This is a genomic window from Bacillus sp. RCC_6_1 (assembly GCF_041360755.1).
In the GTDB taxonomy this organism is placed as follows: Bacteria; Bacillota; Bacilli; order Bacillales; family Bacillaceae_G; genus Bacillus_A; species Bacillus_A cereus.
Genome location: NZ_JBFUPV010000006.1, coordinates 39,933 through 64,599, shown reverse-complemented (window position 1 = coordinate 64,599; position 24,667 = coordinate 39,933). Strand labels below are relative to the sequence as shown.

Below are 24,667 nucleotides of genomic sequence, written 5' to 3'. Positions count from 1 at the left end.
TAGGAAAATACATAGAGGTGATTTTTGTGCAACAATTTGAAGAGGTACGTTCAATTTTAGAAAAAGCGAAGAAAATTACAGTATTAACAGGCGCTGGTGCAAGTACGGAAAGTGGTATCCCAGATTTTCGTTCAGCAAATGGATTGTATGCTGATGCGAATGTGGAGATGTACTTATCAAGAGGGTACTATAACCGAAGTCCGAAAGAATTTTGGAAGCATTATAAAGAAATCTTTCAAATTAATACGTTCCATCAATATAAACCAAATCGTGGACATCGTTTTTTAGCTGAGCTAGAAGAACAAGGGAAAGATATTACGATTTTAACGCAAAATATTGACGGTTTACATCAATTAGGTGGCAGTAAGCATGTTATTGATTTACATGGAACACTTCAAACAGCACATTGTCCAAAATGTAAATCAGGCTATGATTTACAGTATATGATTGATCATGAAGTACCGCGCTGTCAGAAGTGTAATTTCATTTTAAATCCAGACGTTGTTTTATACGGAGATACACTGCCTCAATATCAAAATGCGATGAAACGTTTATATGAAACAGATGTACTTCTCGTTATGGGAACGTCATTAAAAGTACAACCTGTCGCTTCATTCCCGGAAATCGCAAAGAGAGAAGTAGGGGCAACAACTATTTTAGTAAATGAAGAGTTAACAGGACAGGAATATAACTTTGACTTTGTTTTTCAAAATAAGATTGGTGAGTTTGTTGAAGGGTTATCTTCAATGAAATAAGTTAACGAAAAAACTGAGGTATCTACCTCAGTTTTTTATTTGGGTAATCGCTGTTTTAAGCCATATGAAAACATTTTGATAATGTAGTAACAACATCTCTATAATTTATAAAAATCAATTTGCCCCATTTTTCTTTTAGAATAATATTCATGTTATTTTGCATTCAGGGAATGGTAATAAATAGGATATAAAAATAGAAAACTGAAAATTAAATCTTTTATTTCTTTTATAATTAATATAAAATTCTATATATATCATATAAATAAATTTGATACATAATGACTTTGCGTAGAAATGTTAATAGAATGAAGCGAGGGAGCGAAATGAGACAGAAAAAGGAGCAGAAAAAACTATCGAAAAAGAAAAAGACTCATATTCCATTTCGGTTAAATGTACTATTTTTTATTGTCTTTCTTTTATTTTCAGCTATTATAATTCAATTAGGTAAAGTACAAATCATTGATGGAGAAACGTATAGAAATGAAGTAAATAAAAAGGAAGATGTAACGGTAAGCACTCCCGTTCCTAGAGGGAAAATGTTTGATCGGCAAGGTCACGTTATTGTAAATAATAAACCATTGCGAACCGTTACATATACGAAAATGAGAGGAGTAGACACGAAAGAAGTTTTACAAGTAGCAAGAGATTTAGCCAAACTAATTGAAATGTCGCAAGAGGACATAGACAAGTTAACAGAAACAGATAAAAAGGATTTTTGGATGCAGTTAAATGAAAAGCGGGCAGCAGCGAAAGTAACGAAAGAAGATGAGAGTAAATTTAGAAAGCAGGAGATAGAAGGGAAAGAATTAGATAAAAAAGTTGAAGAGTTACGTAGGGAAAGAATTACACAAGAAGAATTAAGTGAACTTTCAAAAGAAGACCTAGAAGTACTAGCCATTAAAAGCAAAATGAATGCGGGATATAAAATGACGCCGCAAATCGTTAAAAAAGATGTAAGTCAAAATGAATATGCTGTCGTTAGTGAAAGGTTGGCAAGTTTACCGGGGGTAGATACGACAGTAGATTGGGAACGTGAATACCCAAATGATAAAATACTGCGCTCTATACTAGGTAGCGTTTCTAATGAAAATGAAGGGTTGCCAAGAGAACAATTAGATTATTATTTAGTTCGTGATTATAATCGAAACGACCGTATTGGTAAAAGTTACATTGAAAAACAATACGAAGATGCACTACATGGAACGAAAGAACAGTCTAAAAATATTATGGATAAAGCAGGGAAGATTGTTCGAACAGAAAAAGTGACTGAAGGAAAAAGTGGAAATAACTTGATGTTAACAGTCGATATGGATTTACAGAAAAGAGTAGAGGGAAGCCTTGAAAAGAATTTACGAGCCTTTCATGCTGCAGAGCCGATGATGGATCGTGCGTTCGTAGTAATGATGAATCCGAAAAACGGTCAAATTTTATCAATGGCAGGAAAGAAAATTGTAAATAAAGATGGCGGTATGCAAATAGAAGATTATGCATTAGGAACGATGACAAGTTCTTATGAGTTAGGGTCAACTGTAAAAGGTGCTACTTTATTAACTGGATATCAAACAGAAGCGATTAAGCCGTATACACATTTCTTTGATGCACCAATGTATTTTAAAGGAAGTTCTAAGCCGAAGAAATCGTGGAAAGAATTTGGGGATATTGATGATTTAAGAGCTTTGCAAGTGTCATCGAACGTTTATATGTTTAATACGGCTTTAAAAATGGCAGGCATTAATTATGTCCCAAACAATCCATTAGATATTAAACAAGAAACATTTAATAAAATGCGCTACTATTTTAGACAATTTGGCCTAGGTGTGTCGACTGGTATTGACCTGCCAAATGAATCAATTGGTCAAGTAGGTAGAACTGATAACATACCCGGATTTTTACTTGATTACGCGATTGGACAGTATGATACATATACGCCGCTTCAGCTTGCACAATATATTTCAACCATTGCAAATGGCGGTTACCGAATGAAGCCACAAATTGTACAAGAAGTTAGAGAGCAACCGAATAGACCAGAGGATGTAGGAAAAGTCGTTCGGTCGATTGAACCAGTTGTATTAAATAGAGTGGATATGGACACTTCGTACATTAATCATGTAAAAGAAGGATTTAGAAGAGTTTTTCAAGAAGCTGACGGAACAGGTACCGGAACGTTTAAAGGTCTACCATATAAACCAGCGGGAAAAACAGGAACAGCTGAGACAGTATATGGTGGAGAAAGTGATATTGGAAGAGATGAGAACAACAACCGAAAAAAATGTTATAATTTAACTCTTGCCGGTTATGCACCATATGATGCTGATCCGGAAGTAGCTTTTTCAGTTGTTGTACCATGGGTGAATGATGATAAATCAGGAATTAATTCTGCGATTGGTAAAGAGATTTTGGATGCGTATTTTGAATTAAAAACAAATAGATCAAATACAAATTCAATTCCAGTAGAACAACCGAACAAGACACAGTAAAAATAGTATCACTGCATGGAAACATATTGTGCAGTGATATATTTTTTGAGTTAAAAAGCGCTTTATAAGGTGGGAATGGATATGAAAAAGGAGATTAAGAGAGGCTGGGGAAAGTACATACTATTTATATTGGTGATAGTCATAGGCTACCATTCTTTTACTTTATGTAAGGTGGAAGGGGAATCGATGCAGCCGACTTTATATGAAGAAGACTACGTATTTGTAAATAAAGCAGTAGTACGTCTTTCTAATTTACAACACGGAGAAATTGTCATTATAAAGGAAGCGGATGAATCGAAATATTATGTGAAACGTGTAATAGGGCTTCCTGGTGATGTAATTAACATAACGAACGGAAAGGTATATGTGAACGATAAAAAGCAAGAAGAACCATATACAAACAAAGATTTATTTAACAACACACAAGTGTTTTATAACTTTCAAAAGACAAAAATTCCGCCAAATAAGTTATTTGTAATGGGAGATAACCGCGAAGTAAGTAGAGATAGTCGAAATGGCTTAGGATATATTGAAGAAGATAACATAATTGGCAAGGTGGAATTTGTATATTATCCTTTTTCAAAAATGAAAATAATAGAATAAGTGGGAAAGGAGCAAAACCCCACTTATTAAAGTTTCACTTTATTTTCTTTAAAAAACCTTTTGGATTAAATGATATGAAAAATTTATGTTTAGACTCGTCGATACTTGAAAATAAGCCAAATAACTCATGTGGAAAATGAAAGGAAATGATCGTATGTACAAATACACAATTTGCTTTATTAGAAAAAGCGATAAAATACTGCTATTAAATAGAAATAAAAAACCGAATATGGGGATGTGGAACGGTGTTGGAGGAAAAATAGAAGATAATGAAACGCCATACGAAGGAATAATTAGAGAAACGTTTGAGGAAACGGGCATAGAACTTTCAAGTGTAACGTATAAAGGGACTGTTGGTTTTAAAGGTAAAGATGAGCCCCAGGCTAGTGAAGGAATGTATGTGTTCGTTGCTGATTTACCAGATGGAATGCAAATGAATACACCATTACGTACGGCTGAAGGCTTATTAGAATGGAAAGAAATTGATTGGATATTAGATGGTGATAATAGAGGAGTAGTTAGCAATTTACCAAAATACTTACCGACAGTATTAACAGAAGAAAATAAGTTAGAACATATGTTTACGTATGATAACCGGAATATTATTCATTACACAACTGCATGTTTGACAGAAGATTATACGAACAAACGATATGAAAAACAACTTGTTTCTCAATAGAAGAGGAAAGTGAAAAATCACGTTTTTGCTCTCATCATATATGCGAGGTGATTATATGTTTCAGAAATACAATTCATTGGTCATAATTGTAATATGCATGATATAACTTTTCTTATTATGAAAGAGTAGAGAACATATGTAAACGGAGCAAAAAGGAGGTGGCTTTGCCACCTCTTTTTGTTAGCTACAAATCGCCTTAATCATAAAACGATGTTGCTTCACATCAAAATAACCTTTTTGTAAGATGATTTCATGTATACGATATAATTCCTCACAATACCTTTCAACAGTAAAATCAGGAATTTGCCACGGAATCGCTTTTAAATAATAGACGATAGCGCCAATGTCATAAAAGCGTTGGAAAGGGAATTCCTCTTTTGCATCTAAGATAGTAAATCCATTTTGCTTTAACTCACTGCATGCGGTTTCGAGAGACCAACTTGCAAATTCGCTATTTAGTGGTGAGCCAAACTGCTCATTAAGTTCCGCGCAATCAAGACCGCCAACTTGTTGTGTAAGAAAAACGCCACTTGGAGAAAGAATTCTGTTTACCTCAGAAGCAGCATACGATTCATGTTGATTTATAATTAAATTAAATTGACCATCTTGAAATGGCAAAGCGGTATCATCGGTCACTTCTACAACGGTAACCCCTAAAGGCTCTAATTTCTTTCGAGCAATTGGCACATTTGGAGCGTAGCCCTCAGTAGCGAATATAGTTGACGGGAACGGTTGTAACATAGATAAAAACTCTCCGCCGCCAGTACCCATATCGAGCATTGATTCTGCACGTTGCATAAGCTGAAAAGCAGTACTGCCGTATGACCACGATAAAGGCTCGCTCTTCATTCGACCTGTTTCTGAAATGAAAGAAAAATCCCAGCCGCTAAAATGTGTATTTGCACTTTCTAATAAAGTTAAAAATAATGGATCACGTTTCATAATTATGTCCTCCTATTTTTTTTATGGATGATATGATGAGAAAAGAAAAAGGGAGGACCTCTTATTAAAGTGGAACGGTTTTATGTTTCGTGTTCGAATAGATTCATATAAAGTTACTCCTTGTGAGAATTGTTATTTATATATTCGGGTTAATTGAGTGAAAATCCTTTGAGGGTATAAAAGAAGGCAGTTGTTTAATGAAAAAATAAATTGAGTTATCTAATTTTATAGTGTAATTGTTCATCCATACGCATAAAAAAATTATTCTCTCCATAAAATAGTAAAATTATATTGGAGGTTGAATTATGGAAAAATTTAGTGTATTTTCAATAACCTTGATGACTTTTGGAATGTTATTATTTGGATTAAATAGGATAATAGATAGCTATTCTGAGCCTATTATCCTATTAGGATATATTTCTTTTTTAATTGGAGTGGTTCTGAGTATTATAGCGATTGTTAGACGTGAAGATGGAAGATTAAAATTCATATCACTTATCTCTTTCTTTGTTTTCCTGTTTTTCATTACTTGGTTTGAGTCGTTTCAGGTACTACGAATTATTACTTGGCTAAAAAATATCTATTAAAATTTAAATTGTTGGTAAAAATGGGAAACCTTAAATTTAGGTTTCTTTTTATTATATTCGATTATCAATATTAAAACTTATTAGAGCCATTAATAAAAGAAATAGATATATAAACCGAGTGTAAAAATATTTTAATTCTTTGAAAACATTCAGCGATTTAGTATTCTTTATATATGGAATATTTTGTTTATGCGAAAAGAGGGCAAGGTGCTATATGAAAAGAATGAAAAATGTAATGTTAGTATTGTTATGTTTCTTATGTTTAAGTGGGTGTAATTATAAAGATGACGATCAGGTGAAAAAATATGTGAAAAAAAAGCACGGAATTGATGTGATTGTAACACATTGGGGTGCTATAAACGAAGGGAATATGGGGCATACATATCATACTGTTCAAGCAAAAAATAACAAAAATATTCAATTTAGAGTAGAGGTAGATGGCTTCTTATATTCAAGAATAAAAGGTGATGAATATCAATACGGAAAAAAAACATATGAGGAATATAAGAAATTTAAACCAATGCTAGAAGAAATTAAAAAATTAGGTTACGTGGAACCTGAAAATAAAAATGTTTTTCAATATATAGTGGATGATGATATAGAGGAGAAACCAACGGATAAGTTATTATTAACTTTAAAAATGAGTGACAAGATTGATTACAGTCAATTTGAATCAAAAGAATTAGATCGTTTATATGCTCTAATCCAATTCATTCAGAAGAGTAATAGAAAGATAACAACACTTGAAATTGAGGATTATAATGGTGAATCTATAGGCTTGCCTTTTCAAAATGTGCAAAAAGCTATAACGAAAGAAGAACTGCTTTTAACAATGAAAAACACAGTAAGCGGTTATTGGACATATTTGGTTCAAACTGAAACAAAAGTAGGCGTAAGGTTAAATGAAATTCAAAATGATCGTTTTGAAATTGAGGATATTACTTGTCCACACCCGAAAGACGGCAATTGTCTAGAGTATGAATTGACATTAGTTTTCAATGACAGTGAGATAAAATATAGAAATGATCCATATGTAATAGATGATTTGAGAAAGGTAGTCACTATTCTTAAAGAAGAACTATATAATAAGGAATTTAACATATATTTAAGGAACAAGGATGGAACAAGTTATTCACTCTGGCTATCATCCGAAAAAATTAAGGAAAGTAATAACATAGAAGAGTTAGTAAAATAATGATATAAAGAAGAAATTTAAAGTACTTTTTATGTTTGTTATTTCTGTATTCAAAAGGAAAACCGCTTATGCTTCATTTTTGAAGCATAAGCGGTTTTGTTTAAAATACTTAAAAAGAAAAATTTTTTGGTAAAGTACCACTTTTTATTACTGTTCTTAGTCCATGTTTTATAATCCAAGGATTAATAGGATGCTGTTTATCACGTAATTGCTGTAACCACTGAAAAACGAGTTCTTTATCTTCTTTCGTAATATCGTTCATATGATTGGCTACAGATTTTTGAACATATTTAGAAGGGTCATTCATTAATGGTTCAAGAAGCTGTAAATTGTACTTAAAATCATCTTTTAGAGCTTCTATTTTTTTAGCCCAAGGAAGCCTTGGTCTTGTACCTTCAGAAACTAATCTTCTAATGTGGTTGTTTTCGTCATAAATCCACTGTTGTAATATATTTAGTGTGTCTTCATGGTATGTTTCAAGAAAAGGCCGAATGGCATATTCAGCAGTATTTCTTTTCGTTATTTCATACATGGCGTTGAATGAGGTTTCAAAGTCGTTAAGTCCATATTTTTCAACGTATTTTGCAAGAGGCATGTACATATATCCGTTTGTAAATGTGCCTACTTCTGTTGTATTTTCTGGGCCTAATGTTTTTAGTAATATATGTATTGCTTCATTAAAATCTTTTTGTAATGCATTATGTAATTCATCTGCTATTACTTCAATACGCTGCTTTAACTCTAAATTTTCAACTTTACATGTTACGGAAGATACAAAGTTTCTTTTAGAGAAAGTAGGATCGTGTTTACAAATAGAATCAGCCATTTTTTCTGCTAATTCTTCGTTAAATAAAAATTTTAACGGAACATATTTACCCATTTTTTCACCTCAGTGGTCAAATGAAAACAATTTTTATTTTTTAATCGACAATCCATAAACTAAAGTCTCACTCGGAGTCGTAATACTAAAACCTGTCGTCTTATAATCAAGTTTCACCGTATCACCAGTGTAGTCTTTCGTGAATGAATCCATTTGTACGATAAGATCTGCATCTTCATATACAACATCATCTGCGTTATATGTATCCCAAATTAAATCGACATCAACGAAAATACTACAAGAGTTTGTCATTGTCCCTCTAATGCGAATGATCTTTTTGTCTTTACGTTCTAATCTATGTATAGCTGCTTTTGCTTCATCAGTAATGCGAATGTTCATTGTATCCCAACCTTTAATTATATTTCTTCTATTATGGCAAAAACAGGAGTAATAGGGAAGCAAAGAGGTTTGCAATAAAAAACGAGCAAACAAATTTGTTTGCTCGTTTCACTTTATTTTAGTTCACATTTATCAAGTGGAATCACTTTTGTTTTTTTCGTAAATTTATATCCTAACCATAGTACTAAGAAGAGTGGTAAACCGATGTAAGAAACGAGTACGCCGTTCCAATCGATTGATTCACCCATAAATGCGCCGTAGTTTTGTCCTAAAATTACGATGATACAAAGTGTAAATGCGAAGATTGGACCGAATGGGAACCATTTTGCTCTATATGGTAAGTCTTTTAAATCTTTGCCTTGTACGGTATATGCTTTACGGAAACGGTAATGACTAATTGCTATTCCAACCCATGCGATAAAGCCAGACATTCCAGATGCGTTTAATAACCAAATGTATACAACACCGTCACCGAATAAAGAAGCAATGAAAGCGATACTACCGACAATTGACGTTACGATTAATGCGTTTACAGGTACACCGCGGCTATCTAATTTGCCTAAGAATTTTGGTGCTTTTCCTTGGCGAGCTAAATCCCAAAGCATACGAGTTGATGCGTACATACCAGAGTTACCAGCAGATAGTACTGCCGTTAAAATAACAGCGTTCATAACAGAGGCAGCAAAGGCAACGCCCGCTTTTTCAAAAATAAGTGTAAATGGACTTACTGTTACATCACTTGCAGCAAGGCTTTCAGTCGTATAAGGAATTAATAAACCGATAACGAGAATCGCAAGGATATAGAATAAAAGAATACGCCAAAAGATAGAACGAATTGCTTTCGGAATATTACGCTCTGGATCAGATGTTTCACCAGCAGCAACTCCTAACAATTCAGTACCTTGGAAGGAGAAACCAGCTGCCATAAACACACCGATAATTGCCATGATGCCGCCGTTAAATGGAGCATCTGCAACAGTGAAGTTTTTGAAGCCAACAGTTTCGCCGCCCATAATTCCGAAAATCATCATGAAGCCGACAATTAAAAAGATAATAATAGTAACTACTTTAATAAGTGCGAACCAATATTCAGATTCACCAAACCCTTTAACAGATAAGTAGTTTAAAAGGAAAATAATAGCTAAACATAATCCACTCCAAATAAGAGAAGGGGTATCTGGGAACCAAAATTTCATAATTAATGTTACGGCTGCAAGTTCAGCAGCGATTGTAATGGCCCAGTTATACCAATAGTTCCATCCAAGTGCAAAGCCAAGTGATGGATCAACAAATTTTGTTGCATACGTACTAAAAGATCCAGTAACAGGCATGTAAGCTGCGAGTTCAGCTAAGCTTGTCATTAAGAAGTAAACCATAATTCCAATTGCGGCGTATGCAATTAATGCGCCGCCAGGACCAGCTGAATGGATGACACCACCGCTGGCAAGAAATAGTCCGGTACCAATTGTACCGCCGAGAGAAATCATCGTAAGGTGACGCGATTTTAATCCGCGTTTTAATTCACCTTGTCCTTGTGTAGTTTGCGTTTTAGAGGTAGATTGATTTGTTGCGCTATTCATGTTCAACACTCCTTTTCTTGTAGGTTAGGAAGGAGCGGGGGAGAAAAATACAAAAAACCGCCAAAGGAATTTGGCGGAACGTTTCACAAATAACCACCCCATCATACCCTTCCGTTAAGATAGCACCCCACGTTTACACGGTAATTTTGTAAACGTGACAGTTCTGTTCCTTTCGGAGACAGCCCCAGCTCATATTTCCAGAGAAGAAATATAAACTTCGGCAACTTTTCCTTTCAAACGGAGTCGGTGACATTCTCTGTGTCTCGTCCGTTTTACTATTAAAAGTCGCAACCTCTACCTCATCGGATTGATGAGGATTTATATATTGCTAAGATTTTTAATATATGGCAATTGTAATGACTTTCTGAATATATTGCAAGATATTTTGTTAGGAAAAGTCAAAAAATATCGGTTATTGTATAGGAAACGCTTGCAAAACTCCACCCGAACCTACTATTATGTAGCAATAAGCAAAGAAAAAATTGTTATACAAATGTTTCGCAAAAAATATTGAAAAACCCTCTAAATAAAAAGAAAATTCAGAAAAATATAATTCGACATTCATAATAAAGTCATATTATTTGTTATAATTAGAGTAACGTTTAAGCAAAAAGGGGAAATCAAAATGAAATTAGAAACAAAAAGGCTCTATATAGTGCCGTGTACAGAAGAGAGGATTCAAGTCGCTAACGAGCAAGGATATAATAGCGGTCCGCATATTGTAGGGCATGTAGAGAATGTAAAACAAGATGCGGCTTTATTACCATGGGGAGCGTGGTATGTTTTTCGGAAAGAAGATGATAGCGTTTTAGGTGATATTGGGTTTAAAGGGAAACCAAACGAGAATCAAACAGTAGAAATAGGCTATGGATTTATTGAGAAATATTGGAATCAGGGCTATGCAACAGAAGCTGTAAGAGAACTAATCGATTGGGCTTTCAAAACAGGAGAGGTAGAAACAATAATTGCGGAGACACTCCTAGATAACTATAGTTCGATGCGTGTTTTAGAAAAGTTACATATGAAAAGAGTAAATGCTACAGAAACGATGATTAATTGGAAAATAGAAAAATAAAAAATACCGCTCTAAATTGAGCGGTATTTTTTATAGTTATGGTAGCATTTGCTTCTGATCATTCGGATACTCAGCCGTTGATGCGTGAGGGCGATTGGAATGATTTCGAACAGCAATGAAAATAGAAATAATAACGACAAGACCAACTGCAACGTAAGAAAGTGAAATAACAGTTGGATCCACTTTAAATGTAGTAAGCAGTGTACGTATATTTGTAAATATAATAAGACCACCAACTAATACGCCAAGTAAATGGGGTGGAACGATGCGGACTAACCATGCAGCAATTGGAGCTGCGACAATACCGCCGAGCATTAAGGCAAATACCCAAACCCAGCTTACTTGTTCCCAGCCAAGTGAGATGAAGAAGCCAATTGTTGCAGCGAGTGAAACAGGAAATTCACTCGTATCTACAGATCCAATAACTTTTCTAGCTTCATTTCCTCTTGCTAGAAGAACGGGTGTCGTAATCGGCCCCCAACCACCGCCACCAGTTGAATCAACGAATCCAGCGAATAAACCAAGCGGCACAAGTTGTTTGGCAGACATACGCTTATTTGAAGTGACAATTTGTTTTTGAATGATGAATCGTAATAAAATATAAACTCCTAAAGTAAATAAAAATACGGAAATGTACGGTTTGATTACATCTCCAGGCAAATTACTTAAAAAACATGCTCCAATAAATGCGCCGATTGCCCCAGGTAATGTAAGCCTGGAAACTGTATATTTATCAACGTTTCCAAATTTGATATGAGATGCGCCAGAAGCTGCAGTTGTAACGACTTCAGCTAAATGAACCGATGCGGAAGCTACAGCCGGTGCAATACCAAACATTAATAATAGTGAAGTAGACGTTACCCCATACGCCATTCCGAGTGCCCCATCGATCAATTGAGCGAAAAATCCAATAATAGCAAAGACAATTAATTTCTGCATAAATAATCCCCCTGTAATAATAAATGAAAAAGACACTTTTCCCGTATGAGAAAAGTGCCTTTGGTTTTTCCAATCAGCAATAATTAAATTTGTTTCATTATAATACATATTAATCGTATAAATCAACTAGGTTTTAAAGTTTTTGAATTGAATGAAAGAAAAATAAAATATACAATAAAAGGATGGAGAGAAAGGGGAGAAAGACATGTTACGATTTGATCATCTCGTTCACACAGTTCATGGTACACCGGAGGAAGCGGCAAAACAAATGCAGGAACTGGGATTTCATACTGTATTAGGCGGAGAGCATACGAATTGGGGTACTTGGAATAGTTTAAGTTATTTTGATTTATCATATATAGAATTTTTAGCAGTTCAACATGAAGAAAAAGCGAAAGAAGCAGAAAATCCATTAGTACAAGAAACAGTGGTGAAACTACAAAATGGAGAAGGAATGCTACAAATCGCGATCCGAACAGATGCAATTGAGGAGCTAGCAGTTAACTTTAATAAGTACGGCTTACATACGATAGGGCCATTTGAAGGGAAACGTATGAGAAAAGATGGCCGACTTTTAGAATGGAAAATGTTATTCGTTAAGCAAGAAGAGAACGGACCGAAATTACCTTTCTTTATACAGTGGAATGAAACGGACGAAGAAAGAAGAAACGATTTACGTAACAGTGGGACGATTACTGAACATAAAAACAAAGTGCAACAAATTGAAACGATTCATTACGCAGTAAAAAATGTTCGAGAAACAGTACGGAAATGGAAAGAAGTAATGGAGCTATCTACAAGCTCAGTTGTGAAAAATGAAAAATGGAATGCCGAGTGTCAAAGTGTAGTATTTGGAGATATTCATGTGCAGTTTTGTGAACCGATTGGAGAAGGGCTAGTACTAGAACATTTGAATAAGAATGGTGAATATCCATTTGCAGTAGAGTTTAAAGGTGGAAATAAACGAGAGCATGAAGTGTTAGGGAGTTTGTACATATATTGATAGAGGTGAACGTTGTGGAAGAAATACTTAGAGAGATAGAGAGAATACTAGAATGGCCTCGTATTGCAACGTGTACAGCTATTTCAAAAGGTTTTTCACATGAAGAGAAGTATAAAATTGAATTAAAGAATCAAGAAACCTATTTTGTAAAAGTATGTGATGCTGTTCATTTTGAACGTAAACAAGAAGAATATACGTATATGAAACAATTAGAGTCATTACATATTCCAACACCCAAGTTAATTCATTTCATAATAATTGAGAAATTAAATAAATGTGTTCAAGTATTTGAATGGACCCGAGGTATAAATGGTGAAGAAGGTTTAACGAAGTTATCGGTGGAAGAACAGTATAAGGCAGGAAGAAAAGCGGGGGAAGTATTAAAGAGGATTCACTCAATTGAAAGAGAAAGTGCAAGTAATAAATGGGAAACATCTAGATGGAATAAATACGAAAGATACATAGAGGCACTAACAGATTACGAGGTGAATTTTCTGGATTTGAAGCCAGTATTAACCTTTGTAGAAAATCATAAAGATTTATTGGGAAATCGTCCAATAAGATTTTTACATGATGACTTCCATCCAGCAAATAGCATGATTCATAATAAGGAATTTATCGTTATCGATTTTGGTGGATATGATTTTGGTGATCCAATACACGATTTTTATAACGTAGCGATTTTTACTATAAGAATAAGCAAACCATTTGCGATTGGACAAGTTCACGGTTATTGCGGAGGAGAACCTGATCTACATTTTTGGAAACTGTACTCATTATATGCAGCAATGATATTCCCGGCTGATATCGTATGGACAAACCGAAGCACACCATATTTATTAGATGATATGAAGGAAAGATTAAATGGAATTTTAGAAGATCATAATCATTTTTCATCTTATATTCCAAAATGGTATCAATCAAGCGAATTTAATAAATAAAGGAGTAATTTATATGGATAAAATAGCAGTAATTTCAGATATTCACGGTAATATTCAAGCATTAGAATCCGTGTTGAATGATATTAAATTAAGAGGAATCGAGCGCATTATTTGCCTTGGAGATTTAGTAGGAAAAGGACCTCATTCCAGTGAAGCAATTGAAATCATTCGTAAAGAATGTGAAGTAGTCGTAATGGGAAACTGGGATGATTTTATTACAAAGCCGACTGAATTTGAAGCATTGAAATGGCATCAAAAACAATTATCGGAAGAACAAAATGACTATTTAAGAAACTTACCATTTTCAATCGAGTTTTATATGAGTGGGAAATTCATTCGTATGTTTCACGCTTCACCGAGAAGTTTATATGAAAGAATTCAACCACACGCTTCAAGAGAAGAACGTATTAGTATGTTCGAAAATAGTGATCTGACGGAAAATATAGAAGGGGAAAGAAAACCAGATGTCGTTTGTTACGGTGACGTTCACCAAGCGTTCGTTCAAAATTTCAGAGGGAAAACGTTATGTAATGCCGGTAGCGTAGGAAACCCGCTTGAAATAACGCAAGCTTCCTATTTAATATTTGAAGGGACTTACAATGAAAAAGAAGCAGCGAGCTTTTCTATTCAACTTGTACGAGTACCGTATGATATTGAATTAGCTATCAGACTAGCAGAAGAACTCGAAATGCCAGAAATTGAAGAATACAAACAAGAATTACGGACTGCTTTATATCGAGGGTTTAAGGGAAAGTAAGCTAATAATATATCAACGATTTTTCAAATATATCTATCATAACTTAAAATATATCAATGATTTTTTCGAGATATCAGCGATTCGAGAAAGGATATCAATTTACTGACAAATAGTGACATGAATTATTATCTATAATTATATTATGTCAACTAATTATAAAGGGAGATATCATGAACCGAAAACAACGAATCAAAGAAATTGCAGATCATATTGTAAAGCTAAACTTAACCCATCCAATAAGAGTTGGAGTAAGCGGTATTACAGCCTCAGGAAAAACAACATTTGCAAACGAACTAGCGGAAGAAATAAAAAAACGAGGATTACCAGTAACACGCGCCAGCATTGATGATTTTCATAATCCAAGAGTGATTCGCTATGCAAAAGGAAAAGAATCTGCAAGAGGGTATTATGAAGATGCACACGATTATACAGCTTTCAAAGAAAGATTATTAATGCCTTTAGGACCTAACGGAAATTTACAGTATGAAACGATTTCTCATAACTTAATAACGGATATGCCTGTACATAATGAGCCGCTATTGGCCACGCAAAATATGATATTAATAGTAGATGGAACGTTTCTATTGAAAAAAGACGTTGCGCATTTATTTGATTACAAAATCTTTGTAGATACAAATTTTGAGATTGCGAGAAAACGTGGTGCTAAGCGGGAAACTGAAGCTTTTGGAAGTTATGAAGAAGCAGAGAAGATGTTTTTAAACAGGTATCACGCGGCTTGTAAAATGTATATAGATGAGCATAATCCGAAAGAACTTGCAGATGTTTTATTTGAAAATAGTAAATTTGATGATCCAGTAGTTCTATTTAAAAGACATTAATACAGTTTATATAGGGGGAATGAACATTTGTTTAGATGGTTTCAAAAAAATAATAAAGTGAATGAAGAGAAGGATGGACAATATTTAGAAATCAAAAATGAACAGATAAATGAACAGTTAAAACAAAAAATAATGGAACTAGAGAGTATAAGTGAAGACATTTGCAGTAAGTATCAAAAAATATATGAAGAACGTTTTGCGCAAAATGGTAAATTAAATTTGAAGCTGTCAATTAAAAGAGATATAGACGGTGATGAATTAGAAGAACTAACATCTAAGAATTGTTTAGAGTATGAATATAGATTAGAAATTAATTTTGAATATGATGCTTCAAAATCATGGGAAGTCTGTACTATTTCGCTTTGGTATTATTACCAAGGATATCGAAAAAGTAGTAGCATAGGAACACTTTATAGCGGAACGATTAATGAATTAGAAGAAGAAGTTAAAGCAACATTGGAAGAACTGTTACATAGTGAAGATAATTAATGATTCCATTTTATATTGCGTTAAGAATGGGTTTAATTTTATGATACTAATAGGGAATAATTTAGGAAGAGAAATTTAAAGGGGATAAAAAAATGACAGAAGTACTAGAACTAAAAGAAGAACTACTACAAATTAAAAATAATAATTATGCTGTACCAGAAGACGTAGATGCATATCCATATGCGCAGTGGATGCTAGATTATATCGGATCACCTGATGCTGAATTACGTGATGATTTAATTTATAGTACGCTTCACACATGGATTACAAATGATGTATTTAGACAAAAAGAGTTAAGAGGATTAATGTTACAAGCAATTAGTCCTGATTATTTATTTTATAAAATTGGTGAAAAGGGAACAGACTCTGTATTTAAACGTGCATTCTCCGTATTAATTCCACCACTTATTTTATCTGTTCATGAAAGAGAACCGTTGTTATCCGAAGAACAACTGTACAGTGTAGCAGAACAAGTGCTGGAATATGTATATTTAGAAGAAGATGTAAGAGGTTACGTAGAAGGAAAAGGCTGGGCACACTCTACTGCACATGCAGCAGATGCGCTTGATGCGTTAGCACGTACAATACAAAATCGTGAATTTTCGTATGCGATTCTTGCAGCTGTTCGTCAAAAGGTTCGATTAAGTGATTACGTATATGTACACTTTGAAGATGAGAGATTAGTAAAGCCAATTATGTCTTTACGTAACCAAAATCTTTTAACTGAAGAAGAGTGGAGCAACTGGTTACATAGTATAGCAACTGTTGAAGACATCCGACATCCGCAGCATGCTATTTTAGTACAAAATATTAGAACTTTCCTAAGAAGTTTTTATTTCAGAGCTTTAGAGACAGAAGGTAGTACAGCCTTTACAGATGATATATTGGAGACTTTGAAGGGGTTGCGTAGGTATTAAAAATTCGTTTTTCTAACAGAAAATTACATAAAACCAACACCTCCCAACCATACTAATAAAATGTTTTGGAGGTGAGTTTAATGGACAAAAAAGACTTTGAAAAAGTATATAATGATTATTTACATCAAGGGGAAGAGCAAGCTCAATTTGAAATAGCTCAGGAAGTTACTTCAGGAGCAGAACAAATTGTTGCTGTTCGTAAAAATGATGAAGGTGATTTGATTGCTTTTAAAACAAGTAGCGGGAGAGAGTTAGATTATATGACTGCTCTTAGTGAAGCAAAATCAGGGAAGTTAGCTCATGTGGACGTATTTCATAAGTATGGCAGAGATATTATACGTAGTGAACCTGATGGAATAAAAGAAAATAACTTAGATAATTTACCTTCATTTTAAAGGGGAAACCTCAAGAAGAGAATGTTCATTACGATATTCTCTTCTTTGTTTTGCGAAGTTTTCCTTGCAAATAGACGATTCATTTTTAAAGTGCGATCATACTTTTAAAGAGCTCTCTAAATTTCTCTTTATCTTCTGCTGTAAATGGTTTCGGTCCCTTTGTACGTTTACCACTTTTTCGAACCATTGCACTTAAATATCGTGTTTGTAACAATTGTTCAATGTTATCATTCGTATACTTATAGCCTTTATGGTGTAGAACGATACAGCCTTTTGCTAAAGCGAGCGAAGCAAGACCGTAATCTTGTGTTACGATTAAATCTTCTTTTTTTGCTAACTGCATAATTCGGTAATCTGCAGCATCTGCTCCGGAATCAACATATATTGTTTCCACACCTTTTGGTTGTTGAGCATTAGAGTAATGAGAAAAGCTAGTAACGAGGGTTACAGGGATTTCTGCATTCGTAGCTTCAAAAATAATTACATCTTTTACAGGACAAGCATCTGCATCAACGTAAATTTTCATTTTTATCACTCCTATAACTAGGTTCGTGTTGATGATAATGGTAGATTTAGGTTTTGTCAAACAAGTAATATCTTCCACAATTTAATACATATGTATTTGTATAAAATGAACGAATATTTCGAACTAAATAACGAATATACTATAGATTTTAATAAGTGGTTATATGTAGTGATTTGAAAATTTCTTAATACGAAAGTATTAGGAAGTTTTATTTGAATTTCATTCTGCGGATTGATTTTTAATAGTGTTTATTTGGATAAAATAGCAATAGAATATATATAAATAAAATGTATTTTAAATTAGAGAATCATTTCATGTTACTGCTCTATGCAATGGTTTCAAAAGATAAGTAAGTCTGAAATTAATCAGGAGGGCCGAATGAGGAGTTTCGATTTATCACAAACAACTATTAATATATCAAAAAATGATCTTATTCATAAAACGAATGATGATAAGTATTGGGTGTATGAAGTGATTTTTCAATCGCATAAAGGCATACCACCTCATAGCCATCCATTTGGAGAAGATTGTGCGGTTGTGTTGTCAGGTCATTTGGATTATTATATTTCAAATAAAATAATGATTCGTGCATCAAAAGGAGAGATAGTGTTTGGGTGGAAGAACCATATACATGGCTATAAAAATAATGAAACAGAACCATTGCATCTATTAATTTTTGTTGCGCCGAATAAAATTGGGCTAGAATATTTATCTGATGATGATCCGAAAATTGTGCACGTACCGGAAGAAAAGCGAATAATGAAGCTTTTCGAATATCAAGTAGTACATTCTCCTTTTTCTTCTTTTGAAAGAATAAAAATAGATGGTGAATATTCAGAAGCATATAATGAGAATGGACTTATGGCGTTTATTGATATCGAAAATAAACAAATGTATATATTTGAGGGTGAGAATGTGGAGATAAAAACTTCAAATCCCATAATATTTATTAAGTATACAGCTAGATTGTGAGAATGGAGAGTTGCTTTTCTCTATTTATAATAAATATGTAGTTAAGAATATTAAAGAGGAATATTTTACAGAAAATAGGGGATGAGTTTTATTATTTAACTTGTAGATAACGAAATAGAAATGACCATTTATTGAGGAGAGCGATATTTATATGCAGTTATATTTTTATAATGAAAACTTCAGAAATATAATAAATCAATATACATTGTCAGAAGAGCAGCTTTGTTATACAGGTTTACCTAAAAAGCTTGTAAAACTATCGAGTGAGGATTCAAATCGGCATTAAATTTTAGCTATGAAAGATAATGAGCTTGTAACGTTTTTTGTTTTACATAAAAATGACGGGGTTAAACCATATACAAATAATGAAAAATCTATTTTAATAAGAGCATTTTCAACAGATTTTCACCATCAAGGGAAAGGATATGCAAAACAAGCTTTAAAGATATTACCTGACTTTGTCCGAAATAACTTCTTAGGTATAAATAAAATTATTTTAGCAGTAAACGTTAAAAATGTAGCTGCACAATCTTTATATAAAAAATGTGGTTTTTGTGATAATGGGGTTAGAAGGATGGGGCGGAAAGGTGAATTAATCATAATGAGTTACAATTTATAAGAATCATTCTTAGAAGTCGGGAAGAAAGATAAAGAAAAACGAAAAATTTCGAAAAGAAAGCCCCTGTATCAATCATCAGGAGCTTTCTTATAATTTAATTTTGGAATTAAGCTTCTTTTCATTATTTTTTGCTTATTTATTATCTGGAGTTAATGAATAAAGAAGTTTTAAATGTATTAAAAAGTTATTTTATTTCCCACAAACCAAAATAGCCTCCCGCAAACGAGAAATACCTTCCTCAATTTGATCAATATCCACTTTTCCATAAGATAAACGAATATAACCATCTTTCGCACCGAAAATACTACCGGGCATAAAGGCGATTTCTTGTTTTAAACTTTGCATAATAAGTTGCTTTTCATTTATTGGTTCTTTTAATTTTCCCCATATGTATATACCACCAGTCGGGTTTGAAAAAGAGATTTTATCATGAAGTTGCTCGTTTAGGGCGCGAACGATAACGTCTCTTTTTTCTGCTAATTGTTTTCGTAACGGTACGATATGAGAATGAAATGGTACAGTTTCGAAAAATTGTTGCATAAGCCACTGCGGGAATATGCTCATACCTAATTCCATTTGGTGCCTTGCGTCGGATAACCTTTCTACTACGGATTGCGGAGCGACGAGCCAGCCGACTCGTAATCCTGGGGCAATCATTTTTGATAAAGAATGTACATAAATGACTGTTCCATTTTCATCAATCGATTTTAAAGTAGGGCAAGGTTGTTTCTTTTCTAGCGTAAGTAAACTGGACGGATCATCTTCAACGATCGCAATTCGTAAGTCTGCACAAAGTGATAATAGTTTTTTTCTACGGTTTGGATGAAGCATCGTTCCCGTAGGATTTTGGAAGTTTGGATTTAAAAAGATCATTTTAATACGGTGTTTTCTATATAACTCCTGTACATCATCTGGGTTAATCCCATGTTCATCGACAGGTAATGGGAAAATACGAATACCTGCTGATTGGAATAGAGGCAGGGAATAACAGTGTGAAGGACTTTCGAAAGCAACAGCATCACCTGGATTTAATAAACATTGCACGATAAGGTGAAGTGCTTGCTGGGCGCCGGATGTAATCATAATGGATTGTTCAGTCGCCTCAACTTTTAAATATTCTTTCATATATTTTACGACCGCTTGTCTTAGCGGGAGATAGCCTTGCGGATGATCATAACTTAATGAATGCGTTAACGGTTGTTCTCGTAAAATTGTTTGTAGTTGATCGTGTGGGTAGAGATTACAACCGAGTTCTCCGTTTGCGAAATCAATAATATTTTCATTTTGTTGTACTTCTGCCCGAATATGGCGAAGTAACGGTAAGTTTGGTAAGAACGTACCGCCTTCTACGAAATTTCTCCAGTTAGGCGTTAATGTTGGAGAAACACCCCACATATGTGTACTTACACGTGTACCTTTACCAGTCGTACTTTCTACAATTCCCATAGCACGTAGTTCGTTATAAGCAGTCGTTACTGTACTTCGGTTTACATTTAACTGTGTAGCTAATTTTCGTTCGGAAGGCAGGAAGCTTCCTGGAGGAAGTTCTCCGTATGTAATACGTTTTTCAATAAAGTCAACAACTTGCTGATAAATAGGGATTTTACTGTCACTATCTAGCTTCCATTCCATACAAACGCCTCCGCATCTCTTATATACATTCAGTATAACAAATTGGCTGGGTAAAAAAACAGCCAATTGGACGGTGTTATATCCAGCCAATTTTACTATGCTAAATATGGAAGGGGAGATTCGGATGAAACGATGGCAAATGGAATGGCTCCTAGTATCTGTTGCATTAGTATGGGGAGCAAATTATACAATAGGAAAGTATGGCGTGGCATATATGTCATCCATTCAATTTAATAGTTTACGATTTTTAGTAGCATCACCGGTATTATTACTTATTACTTTTATGATGGAACGCTCATTACGTATTGAAAGAAAAGATTGGTTACGATTAGTAGCAGTCGGCATCGTTGGAACGACAATGTATCAAACGATGTTTATGCTATCTGTGAAATATACTTCAGCAACGAACGCTTCATTATTAATTGCAATGTCACCTATTTTTACAGGGATATTAGCAGTATTGCACAAACAAGAACGTTTTTCGATGAAAGTACAAATTGGTTCAATAGTGGCCTTTGTTGGTGCAGCATTCGTTTTATTAACAGGACATACAGGAGGAGCTACTTACGAGTATGCGTGGCTCGGAAATATAATTGGATTAGTCGCAGCAATTGCGTGGGGATGGTATCCAATATTAGCGCAACCTCTTATTACAAAATACTCCGCAATGAGAGTTACATCATGGTCTACTTTAATTGGAATTGTACCTCTCGTTATATACTGTTTACTCAATGTAAACACACTAACGTGGCCAGTAGATATGCCAAGCTGGGGATCACTAGCATATTCAATCGTCTTTGCGACCATATTCGGACTTGCAATGTGGTATGTCGGTATTAGTAAAATAGGCTCAACGAAAGTAATGGTTTATATGTATCTTGTGCCATTGTTTGCAGTGATCTTTGCGGCAGTAACCATTGGAGAGCAAATTAATTTGATGCAACTAGTTGGCGGGCTTATTATCTTCATCGGTTTATATGTTGTAAAAAAAGGTGGAATCAAAAAGCCAGCTCTCAATTTGAAAAAAGTAAGTTAACAGTAAAAATGATCTCTTTCATATAGAAGGAGATCATTTTTGTATCTGTAATAAAAGCGCTTGTTCAACGGCCCATTTTTGATGATCGTGTATGAGAAGCTTTATAGCATGCAATGGAGACATCCACCTTAGAACATGATCCTCCTCACAGTTTTCAGTTTGTTTCTGCACCATGTTCGCAATATAAAAAAATCCATTGTTTAAATAATATGTATCTTCCTTTTCAGCATAAAAATATCGCATTGCATTACCGATATACTGCTCAATTTCAATTGCCCATCCTAATTCTTCTAGTAGTTCACGGTGCAAACATTCTTCTTTTGTTTCATTACCTTCCATACCGCCACCAGGTAAAAAGTAACGGTCTCCTTTTTGGATAACAGCAATCTTTGAAGAAGATGATTGAAAAATAATCGCATAACAACTAGGCCTTAATGTATAATGAACGTTAATTTTTTTAGAGCCAAATGTGAGTTTTGAAATCATAAAACACGACCTTTCTCTATAAAATACATAAAAGGAATATTAAGGTAAACGTAGAATTGTATAAGTATAATCTTAACAGATTGGAGTGATAACAACATGATAAATCGAAAATGTTCAAGATGTAAAGAAATAACAGGTACGATGCACGGTGGTAAAAAAATTAAGGAAGAATTTCTATGTGAAGACTGTTTGCAAAAAGGAATTGAGAGCGGGGAAATCGAATTATCACAAGTGGAACAAGAAAAAACCTCGTATCTTTCTATAAAGATATTAAAAATAACGAGTGTTATTTATTTAATAGTATCAATTATAACTGCTTTTTCTGCTGGAGCATTTATACAAGATCCAGGGCTTGGTGGAATATCTTTTTCAATAACAGGTACAGTTGGTGTTATGATAATTGGATCCATATTCCAGTCTGTTCTTGTATTTTGCGGGATATGGGTATTCATCCTATTAGTAGAAACAGTCATTAAAATTTATGAAAAAATGAAGTGAGTGAGAGGGAGAAACATATGCGAGTAAGAAATATCCAAGGGGAAGATTATGTAAAGATTCATTCAGTTTTAAATGAATGGTGGGGCGGGAGAGACATGGTTGCCATGTTGCCAAAACTGTTTTTTGTTCACTTTCAAGAAACGAGTTTTATCATTGAAGAAGAGGGCGAAACGTTAGGTTTCTTATGCGGATTTTTTTCACAAACATATAAAGATGAAGCATACGTTCATTTTATCGGTGTAAATCCGAAGTATAGAAGAAGAGGAATCGCATCGACATTGTATTCTTATTTCTTTGATGTCGCTCGTGCAAATAATCGTAAAGTTGTAAAAGCAATTACGTCACCAACTAATAAAAAGTCGATACAGTTTCATCAAGAAATCGGTTTTCGAATTGAGGCTGGGGATGATGAGGTAGAGGGTGTATCGGTACATACAAATTATGATGGGAATGGCGGGAGTAGAGTTTTATTTTTGAAAAATGTGTAGATAAAAGGGGAATGATTGCATGGATATGCAGCAACGGAGAATGTTAGTAGCAGGAATCGTTTTAGCAGTAGTGTTAGGGGTAGGCTATTTTTCGACAAACGTATTACAAACTTTCTCAATCGTATGTTTAGCAGTAGCGATTGTATTTGGGGTTATAGGGAGCATACAAAAGAAACGTCAAAACAAGAATTAAAAATTTGAAAATTTTATGATCCCTTAAAATTTCTCGTTTTAGGGTATTTGTTTTTCGTAGCTTAATGGCGATTGGATTGTATCACAAATTCTATTAAATTAAGTTTATATCAAAACACCATTCTTGCCCTGTTGTTGCAGACATAATGATATCTTTTTTTATTTTGTTAATTTGATAGAAGTGAGTGGGATGTCAAAAGCAATTTCTGTAAAATAATTTCATCAAAAGAAGGGGATTTATATGCATTTTGAAAGAGATAGATATTTTTTGGAGATGGCATTGGAAGAAGCAGAAAAGGCATTAAAAGAAAACACATATCCAGTAGGAGCAGTTATTGTTGATGGAAATAATAATGTCATTGTAAGAGGAAGAAATAGAGTGCATCCACAAAAAGACATAACAGCTCACGCAGAGATAGACGCTATTCGCAATGCAGGGGAAGCAATGTTTGATGCAAAAATAAAAAATGAGAAGTTTACTATTTATAGCACGTTGGAACCGTGTCCAATGTGTACAGGTGGTATTTTATTCGCAAAAATACAGAGAGTAGTCTGGTTACTAAATGATGACTTAGGTTTTGGTGGATATAAAAAGATAAAAAATGCTTTAGTTTTCGAAGGGAAATTTAATAAAATCGACATAGTGGAAGAACCATTTGAAGACTTAAAAACAAGACAAAAAGAACTTATGAGACAATGGGAGCTAAATCCCAATAATATTATTAATTTGCGTAGGGCTATAAAAAAATAGTTGTTTCTTTCAATTAAATCGGGATACTGCCACATTACCATCAATTTAAAAAATATAGTGAAATTATATCGATTT

Annotated in this window: 28 protein-coding genes, 2 pseudogenes and 1 riboswitch; of the genes and pseudogenes, 21 read left to right on the top strand and 9 right to left on the bottom strand. The window is 34.0% G+C overall.

The window, feature by feature from the left end; all coding sequences use genetic code 11:
* The first annotated feature begins 26 nt into the window (after positions 1-26).
* The 3 genes from AB6801_RS18380 (at position 27) to lepB (ending at position 3,835) form a co-directional block, all read left to right on the top strand.
* Positions 27-755 carry an NAD-dependent protein deacylase gene (locus AB6801_RS18380; protein ID WP_065224602.1) on the top strand — a complete coding sequence of 243 codons (729 nt, stop codon included), beginning with the start codon at positions 27-29 and terminating at the stop codon, positions 753-755.
* Positions 756-1,078: 323 nt separating this feature from the next.
* Positions 1,079-3,232 carry a peptidoglycan D,D-transpeptidase FtsI family protein gene (locus AB6801_RS18375; protein ID WP_097999189.1) on the top strand — a complete coding sequence of 718 codons (2,154 nt, stop codon included), beginning with the start codon at positions 1,079-1,081 and terminating at the stop codon, positions 3,230-3,232.
* Positions 3,233-3,313: 81 nt separating this feature from the next.
* The gene (lepB, locus tag AB6801_RS18370; protein ID WP_001986493.1) at positions 3,314-3,835 is read left to right on the top strand and encodes a signal peptidase I; all 522 of its coding nucleotides are present in this window, start codon (positions 3,314-3,316) and stop codon (positions 3,833-3,835) included.
* 34 nt (positions 3,836-3,869) lie between these two features.
* Here lepB and AB6801_RS18365 read toward each other — a convergent pair.
* Positions 3,870-3,938 (bottom strand): annotated as a pseudogene (locus AB6801_RS18365) (cephalosporin hydroxylase); the annotation flags it as partial.
* Positions 3,939-3,989: 51 nt separating this feature from the next.
* Between AB6801_RS18365 and AB6801_RS18360 the strand changes: the two are divergent.
* On the top strand, positions 3,990-4,514 hold the full coding sequence (locus tag AB6801_RS18360) for an NUDIX hydrolase (RefSeq protein WP_087966911.1): 525 nt from the start codon (positions 3,990-3,992) through the stop codon (positions 4,512-4,514).
* 180 nt (positions 4,515-4,694) lie between these two features.
* On the opposite strand, the gene AB6801_RS18355 is transcribed toward AB6801_RS18360, so the two are convergent.
* On the bottom strand, positions 4,695-5,456 hold the full coding sequence (locus AB6801_RS18355; protein WP_074625304.1) for a class I SAM-dependent methyltransferase: 762 nt from the start codon (positions 5,454-5,456) through the stop codon (positions 4,695-4,697).
* A 305-nt stretch (positions 5,457-5,761) separates the two neighbouring features.
* Here AB6801_RS18355 and AB6801_RS18350 point away from each other — a divergent pair, with 305 nt between their 5' ends.
* On the top strand, positions 5,762-6,043 hold the full coding sequence (locus tag AB6801_RS18350; RefSeq protein ID WP_097999190.1) for a hypothetical protein: 282 nt from the start codon (positions 5,762-5,764) through the stop codon (positions 6,041-6,043).
* 214 nt (positions 6,044-6,257) lie between these two features.
* Positions 6,258-7,238 carry a hypothetical protein gene (locus AB6801_RS18345; protein ID WP_000827153.1) on the top strand — a complete coding sequence of 327 codons (981 nt, stop codon included), beginning with the start codon at positions 6,258-6,260 and terminating at the stop codon, positions 7,236-7,238.
* Between the two features lie 109 nt (positions 7,239-7,347).
* On the opposite strand, the gene AB6801_RS18340 is transcribed toward AB6801_RS18345, so the two are convergent.
* The 3 genes from AB6801_RS18340 to AB6801_RS18330 form a co-directional block, all read right to left on the bottom strand.
* Positions 7,348-8,118: a DNA alkylation repair protein gene (locus AB6801_RS18340; RefSeq protein WP_098559394.1), complete on the bottom strand. Its 771-nt coding sequence runs from the start codon at positions 8,116-8,118 to the stop codon at positions 7,348-7,350.
* Positions 8,119-8,151: 33 nt separating this feature from the next.
* On the bottom strand, positions 8,152-8,457 hold the full coding sequence (locus tag AB6801_RS18335) for an iron-sulfur cluster biosynthesis family protein (RefSeq protein ID WP_001026196.1): 306 nt from the start codon (positions 8,455-8,457) through the stop codon (positions 8,152-8,154).
* Positions 8,458-8,570: 113 nt separating this feature from the next.
* A complete protein-coding gene (locus AB6801_RS18330; protein WP_001083389.1) occupies positions 8,571-10,037 on the bottom strand; it encodes an amino acid permease in 1,467 nt (488 codons plus the stop codon).
* A gap of 112 nt (positions 10,038-10,149) precedes the next feature.
* A riboswitch (Lysine riboswitch) is annotated at positions 10,150-10,342 on the bottom strand.
* 320 nt (positions 10,343-10,662) lie between these two features.
* Between AB6801_RS18330 and AB6801_RS18325 the strand changes: the two genes are divergently transcribed.
* Positions 10,663-11,112 carry a GNAT family N-acetyltransferase gene (locus AB6801_RS18325; protein WP_016110242.1) on the top strand — a complete coding sequence of 150 codons (450 nt, stop codon included), beginning with the start codon at positions 10,663-10,665 and terminating at the stop codon, positions 11,110-11,112.
* Between the two features lie 36 nt (positions 11,113-11,148).
* On the opposite strand, the gene AB6801_RS18320 is transcribed toward AB6801_RS18325, so the two are convergent.
* Entirely contained in the window at positions 11,149-12,051 is a 903-nt protein-coding gene (locus AB6801_RS18320) for a sulfite exporter TauE/SafE family protein (protein ID WP_042890741.1), read from the bottom strand.
* Positions 12,052-12,256: 205 nt separating this feature from the next.
* Here AB6801_RS18320 and AB6801_RS18315 point away from each other — a divergent pair, with 205 nt between their 5' ends.
* From AB6801_RS18315 to AB6801_RS18285, 7 genes are all read left to right on the top strand, one after another.
* Positions 12,257-13,054 (top strand): VOC family protein, encoded by a 798-nt coding sequence (locus tag AB6801_RS18315; RefSeq protein WP_000943369.1) that lies wholly within the window; start codon positions 12,257-12,259, stop codon positions 13,052-13,054.
* Positions 13,055-13,068: 14 nt separating this feature from the next.
* Positions 13,069-13,995, top strand: a complete 927-nt coding sequence (locus AB6801_RS18310; protein WP_097999648.1) for an aminoglycoside phosphotransferase family protein — start codon at positions 13,069-13,071, stop codon at positions 13,993-13,995.
* A 13-nt stretch (positions 13,996-14,008) separates the two neighbouring features.
* Positions 14,009-14,752, top strand: coding sequence for a metallophosphoesterase family protein (locus AB6801_RS18305; protein WP_000357653.1), 744 nt, complete (start codon positions 14,009-14,011; stop codon positions 14,750-14,752).
* 170 nt (positions 14,753-14,922) lie between these two features.
* Positions 14,923-15,591, top strand: coding sequence for a nucleoside/nucleotide kinase family protein (locus tag AB6801_RS18300; RefSeq protein ID WP_097999639.1), 669 nt, complete (start codon positions 14,923-14,925; stop codon positions 15,589-15,591).
* A 27-nt stretch (positions 15,592-15,618) separates the two neighbouring features.
* The gene (locus tag AB6801_RS18295) at positions 15,619-16,080 is read left to right on the top strand and encodes a hypothetical protein (protein ID WP_071739210.1); all 462 of its coding nucleotides are present in this window, start codon (positions 15,619-15,621) and stop codon (positions 16,078-16,080) included.
* A gap of 92 nt (positions 16,081-16,172) precedes the next feature.
* A complete protein-coding gene (locus tag AB6801_RS18290; RefSeq protein WP_088068853.1) occupies positions 16,173-16,997 on the top strand; it encodes a DUF2785 domain-containing protein in 825 nt (274 codons plus the stop codon).
* An 80-nt stretch (positions 16,998-17,077) separates the two neighbouring features.
* Positions 17,078-17,392 (top strand): DUF3892 domain-containing protein, encoded by a 315-nt coding sequence (locus tag AB6801_RS18285; protein ID WP_000358163.1) that lies wholly within the window; start codon positions 17,078-17,080, stop codon positions 17,390-17,392.
* Positions 17,393-17,477: 85 nt separating this feature from the next.
* On the opposite strand, the gene AB6801_RS18280 is transcribed toward AB6801_RS18285, so the two are convergent.
* Complete coding sequence (locus AB6801_RS18280) at positions 17,478-17,918, bottom strand: YaiI/YqxD family protein (protein WP_000708769.1); 441 nt, start codon at positions 17,916-17,918, stop codon at positions 17,478-17,480.
* A 378-nt stretch (positions 17,919-18,296) separates the two neighbouring features.
* On the opposite strand from AB6801_RS18280, the gene AB6801_RS18275 reads away from it, so the two are divergent.
* Both AB6801_RS18275 and AB6801_RS18270 read left to right on the top strand, forming a co-directional pair.
* The gene (locus tag AB6801_RS18275; RefSeq protein WP_001255980.1) at positions 18,297-18,890 is read left to right on the top strand and encodes a cupin domain-containing protein; all 594 of its coding nucleotides are present in this window, start codon (positions 18,297-18,299) and stop codon (positions 18,888-18,890) included.
* 151 nt (positions 18,891-19,041) lie between these two features.
* Positions 19,042-19,509, top strand: a pseudogene (locus AB6801_RS18270) (GNAT family N-acetyltransferase).
* Positions 19,510-19,698: 189 nt separating this feature from the next.
* Here the strand turns inward: AB6801_RS18270 and pdxR are convergent.
* Positions 19,699-21,141: a MocR-like pyridoxine biosynthesis transcription factor PdxR gene (gene pdxR / locus AB6801_RS18265; protein ID WP_097999640.1), complete on the bottom strand. Its 1,443-nt coding sequence runs from the start codon at positions 21,139-21,141 to the stop codon at positions 19,699-19,701.
* 124 nt (positions 21,142-21,265) lie between these two features.
* Here pdxR and AB6801_RS18260 point away from each other — a divergent pair, with 124 nt between their 5' ends.
* Complete coding sequence (locus AB6801_RS18260) at positions 21,266-22,177, top strand: DMT family transporter (protein WP_088068860.1); 912 nt, start codon at positions 21,266-21,268, stop codon at positions 22,175-22,177.
* A gap of 33 nt (positions 22,178-22,210) precedes the next feature.
* Here the strand turns inward: AB6801_RS18260 and AB6801_RS18255 are convergent, their stop codons facing one another.
* Positions 22,211-22,663, bottom strand: a complete 453-nt coding sequence (locus tag AB6801_RS18255) for an NUDIX hydrolase (RefSeq protein WP_097999641.1) — start codon at positions 22,661-22,663, stop codon at positions 22,211-22,213.
* 96 nt (positions 22,664-22,759) lie between these two features.
* Between AB6801_RS18255 and AB6801_RS18250 the strand changes: the two genes are divergently transcribed.
* The 4 genes from AB6801_RS18250 to AB6801_RS18235 all read left to right on the top strand — a co-directional run bounded on the left by AB6801_RS18250 (position 22,760) and on the right by AB6801_RS18235 (position 24,592).
* Positions 22,760-23,161 (top strand): DUF3980 domain-containing protein, encoded by a 402-nt coding sequence (locus AB6801_RS18250; RefSeq protein ID WP_000610500.1) that lies wholly within the window; start codon positions 22,760-22,762, stop codon positions 23,159-23,161.
* Positions 23,162-23,178: 17 nt separating this feature from the next.
* A complete protein-coding gene (locus AB6801_RS18245) occupies positions 23,179-23,649 on the top strand; it encodes a GNAT family N-acetyltransferase (RefSeq protein WP_001266069.1) in 471 nt (156 codons plus the stop codon).
* A 19-nt stretch (positions 23,650-23,668) separates the two neighbouring features.
* Positions 23,669-23,842 (top strand): hypothetical protein, encoded by a 174-nt coding sequence (locus tag AB6801_RS18240; protein ID WP_000367555.1) that lies wholly within the window; start codon positions 23,669-23,671, stop codon positions 23,840-23,842.
* 240 nt (positions 23,843-24,082) lie between these two features.
* Entirely contained in the window at positions 24,083-24,592 is a 510-nt protein-coding gene (locus AB6801_RS18235) for a nucleoside deaminase (RefSeq protein ID WP_370941118.1), read from the top strand.
* Positions 24,593-24,667 lie beyond the last annotated feature (75 nt).

Bases quoted from the DNA above. Each gene is read 5' to 3' on its own strand.
- AB6801_RS18375 (WP_097999189.1), top strand. From the start codon at position 1,079: ATGAGACAGAAAAAGGAGCAGAAAAAACTATCGAAAAAGAAAAAGACT.
- AB6801_RS18330 (WP_001083389.1), bottom strand. From the start codon at position 10,037: ATGAATAGCGCAACAAATCAATCTACCTCTAAAACGCAAACTACACAA.
- AB6801_RS18255 (WP_097999641.1), bottom strand. From the start codon at position 22,663: ATGATTTCAAAACTCACATTTGGCTCTAAAAAAATTAACGTTCATTAT.
- AB6801_RS18340 (WP_098559394.1), bottom strand. From the start codon at position 8,118: ATGGGTAAATATGTTCCGTTAAAATTTTTATTTAACGAAGAATTAGCA.
- lepB (WP_001986493.1), top strand. From the start codon at position 3,314: ATGAAAAAGGAGATTAAGAGAGGCTGGGGAAAGTACATACTATTTATA.
- AB6801_RS18300 (WP_097999639.1), top strand. From the start codon at position 14,923: ATGAACCGAAAACAACGAATCAAAGAAATTGCAGATCATATTGTAAAG.
- AB6801_RS18280 (WP_000708769.1), bottom strand. From the start codon at position 17,918: ATGAAAATTTACGTTGATGCAGATGCTTGTCCTGTAAAAGATGTAATT.
- AB6801_RS18345 (WP_000827153.1), top strand. From the start codon at position 6,258: ATGAAAAGAATGAAAAATGTAATGTTAGTATTGTTATGTTTCTTATGT.
- AB6801_RS18240 (WP_000367555.1), top strand. From the start codon at position 23,669: ATGGATATGCAGCAACGGAGAATGTTAGTAGCAGGAATCGTTTTAGCA.
- AB6801_RS18275 (WP_001255980.1), top strand. From the start codon at position 18,297: ATGAGGAGTTTCGATTTATCACAAACAACTATTAATATATCAAAAAAT.
- AB6801_RS18305 (WP_000357653.1), top strand. From the start codon at position 14,009: ATGGATAAAATAGCAGTAATTTCAGATATTCACGGTAATATTCAAGCA.
- AB6801_RS18315 (WP_000943369.1), top strand. From the start codon at position 12,257: ATGTTACGATTTGATCATCTCGTTCACACAGTTCATGGTACACCGGAG.
- AB6801_RS18360 (WP_087966911.1), top strand. From the start codon at position 3,990: ATGTACAAATACACAATTTGCTTTATTAGAAAAAGCGATAAAATACTG.
- AB6801_RS18235 (WP_370941118.1), top strand. From the start codon at position 24,083: ATGCATTTTGAAAGAGATAGATATTTTTTGGAGATGGCATTGGAAGAA.
- AB6801_RS18320 (WP_042890741.1), bottom strand. From the start codon at position 12,051: ATGCAGAAATTAATTGTCTTTGCTATTATTGGATTTTTCGCTCAATTG.
- AB6801_RS18245 (WP_001266069.1), top strand. From the start codon at position 23,179: ATGCGAGTAAGAAATATCCAAGGGGAAGATTATGTAAAGATTCATTCA.
- pdxR (WP_097999640.1), bottom strand. From the start codon at position 21,141: ATGGAATGGAAGCTAGATAGTGACAGTAAAATCCCTATTTATCAGCAA.
- AB6801_RS18325 (WP_016110242.1), top strand. From the start codon at position 10,663: ATGAAATTAGAAACAAAAAGGCTCTATATAGTGCCGTGTACAGAAGAG.
- AB6801_RS18250 (WP_000610500.1), top strand. From the start codon at position 22,760: ATGATAAATCGAAAATGTTCAAGATGTAAAGAAATAACAGGTACGATG.
- AB6801_RS18355 (WP_074625304.1), bottom strand. From the start codon at position 5,456: ATGAAACGTGATCCATTATTTTTAACTTTATTAGAAAGTGCAAATACA.
- AB6801_RS18260 (WP_088068860.1), top strand. From the start codon at position 21,266: ATGAAACGATGGCAAATGGAATGGCTCCTAGTATCTGTTGCATTAGTA.
- AB6801_RS18350 (WP_097999190.1), top strand. From the start codon at position 5,762: ATGGAAAAATTTAGTGTATTTTCAATAACCTTGATGACTTTTGGAATG.
- AB6801_RS18290 (WP_088068853.1), top strand. From the start codon at position 16,173: ATGACAGAAGTACTAGAACTAAAAGAAGAACTACTACAAATTAAAAAT.
- AB6801_RS18285 (WP_000358163.1), top strand. From the start codon at position 17,078: ATGGACAAAAAAGACTTTGAAAAAGTATATAATGATTATTTACATCAA.
- AB6801_RS18335 (WP_001026196.1), bottom strand. From the start codon at position 8,457: ATGAACATTCGCATTACTGATGAAGCAAAAGCAGCTATACATAGATTA.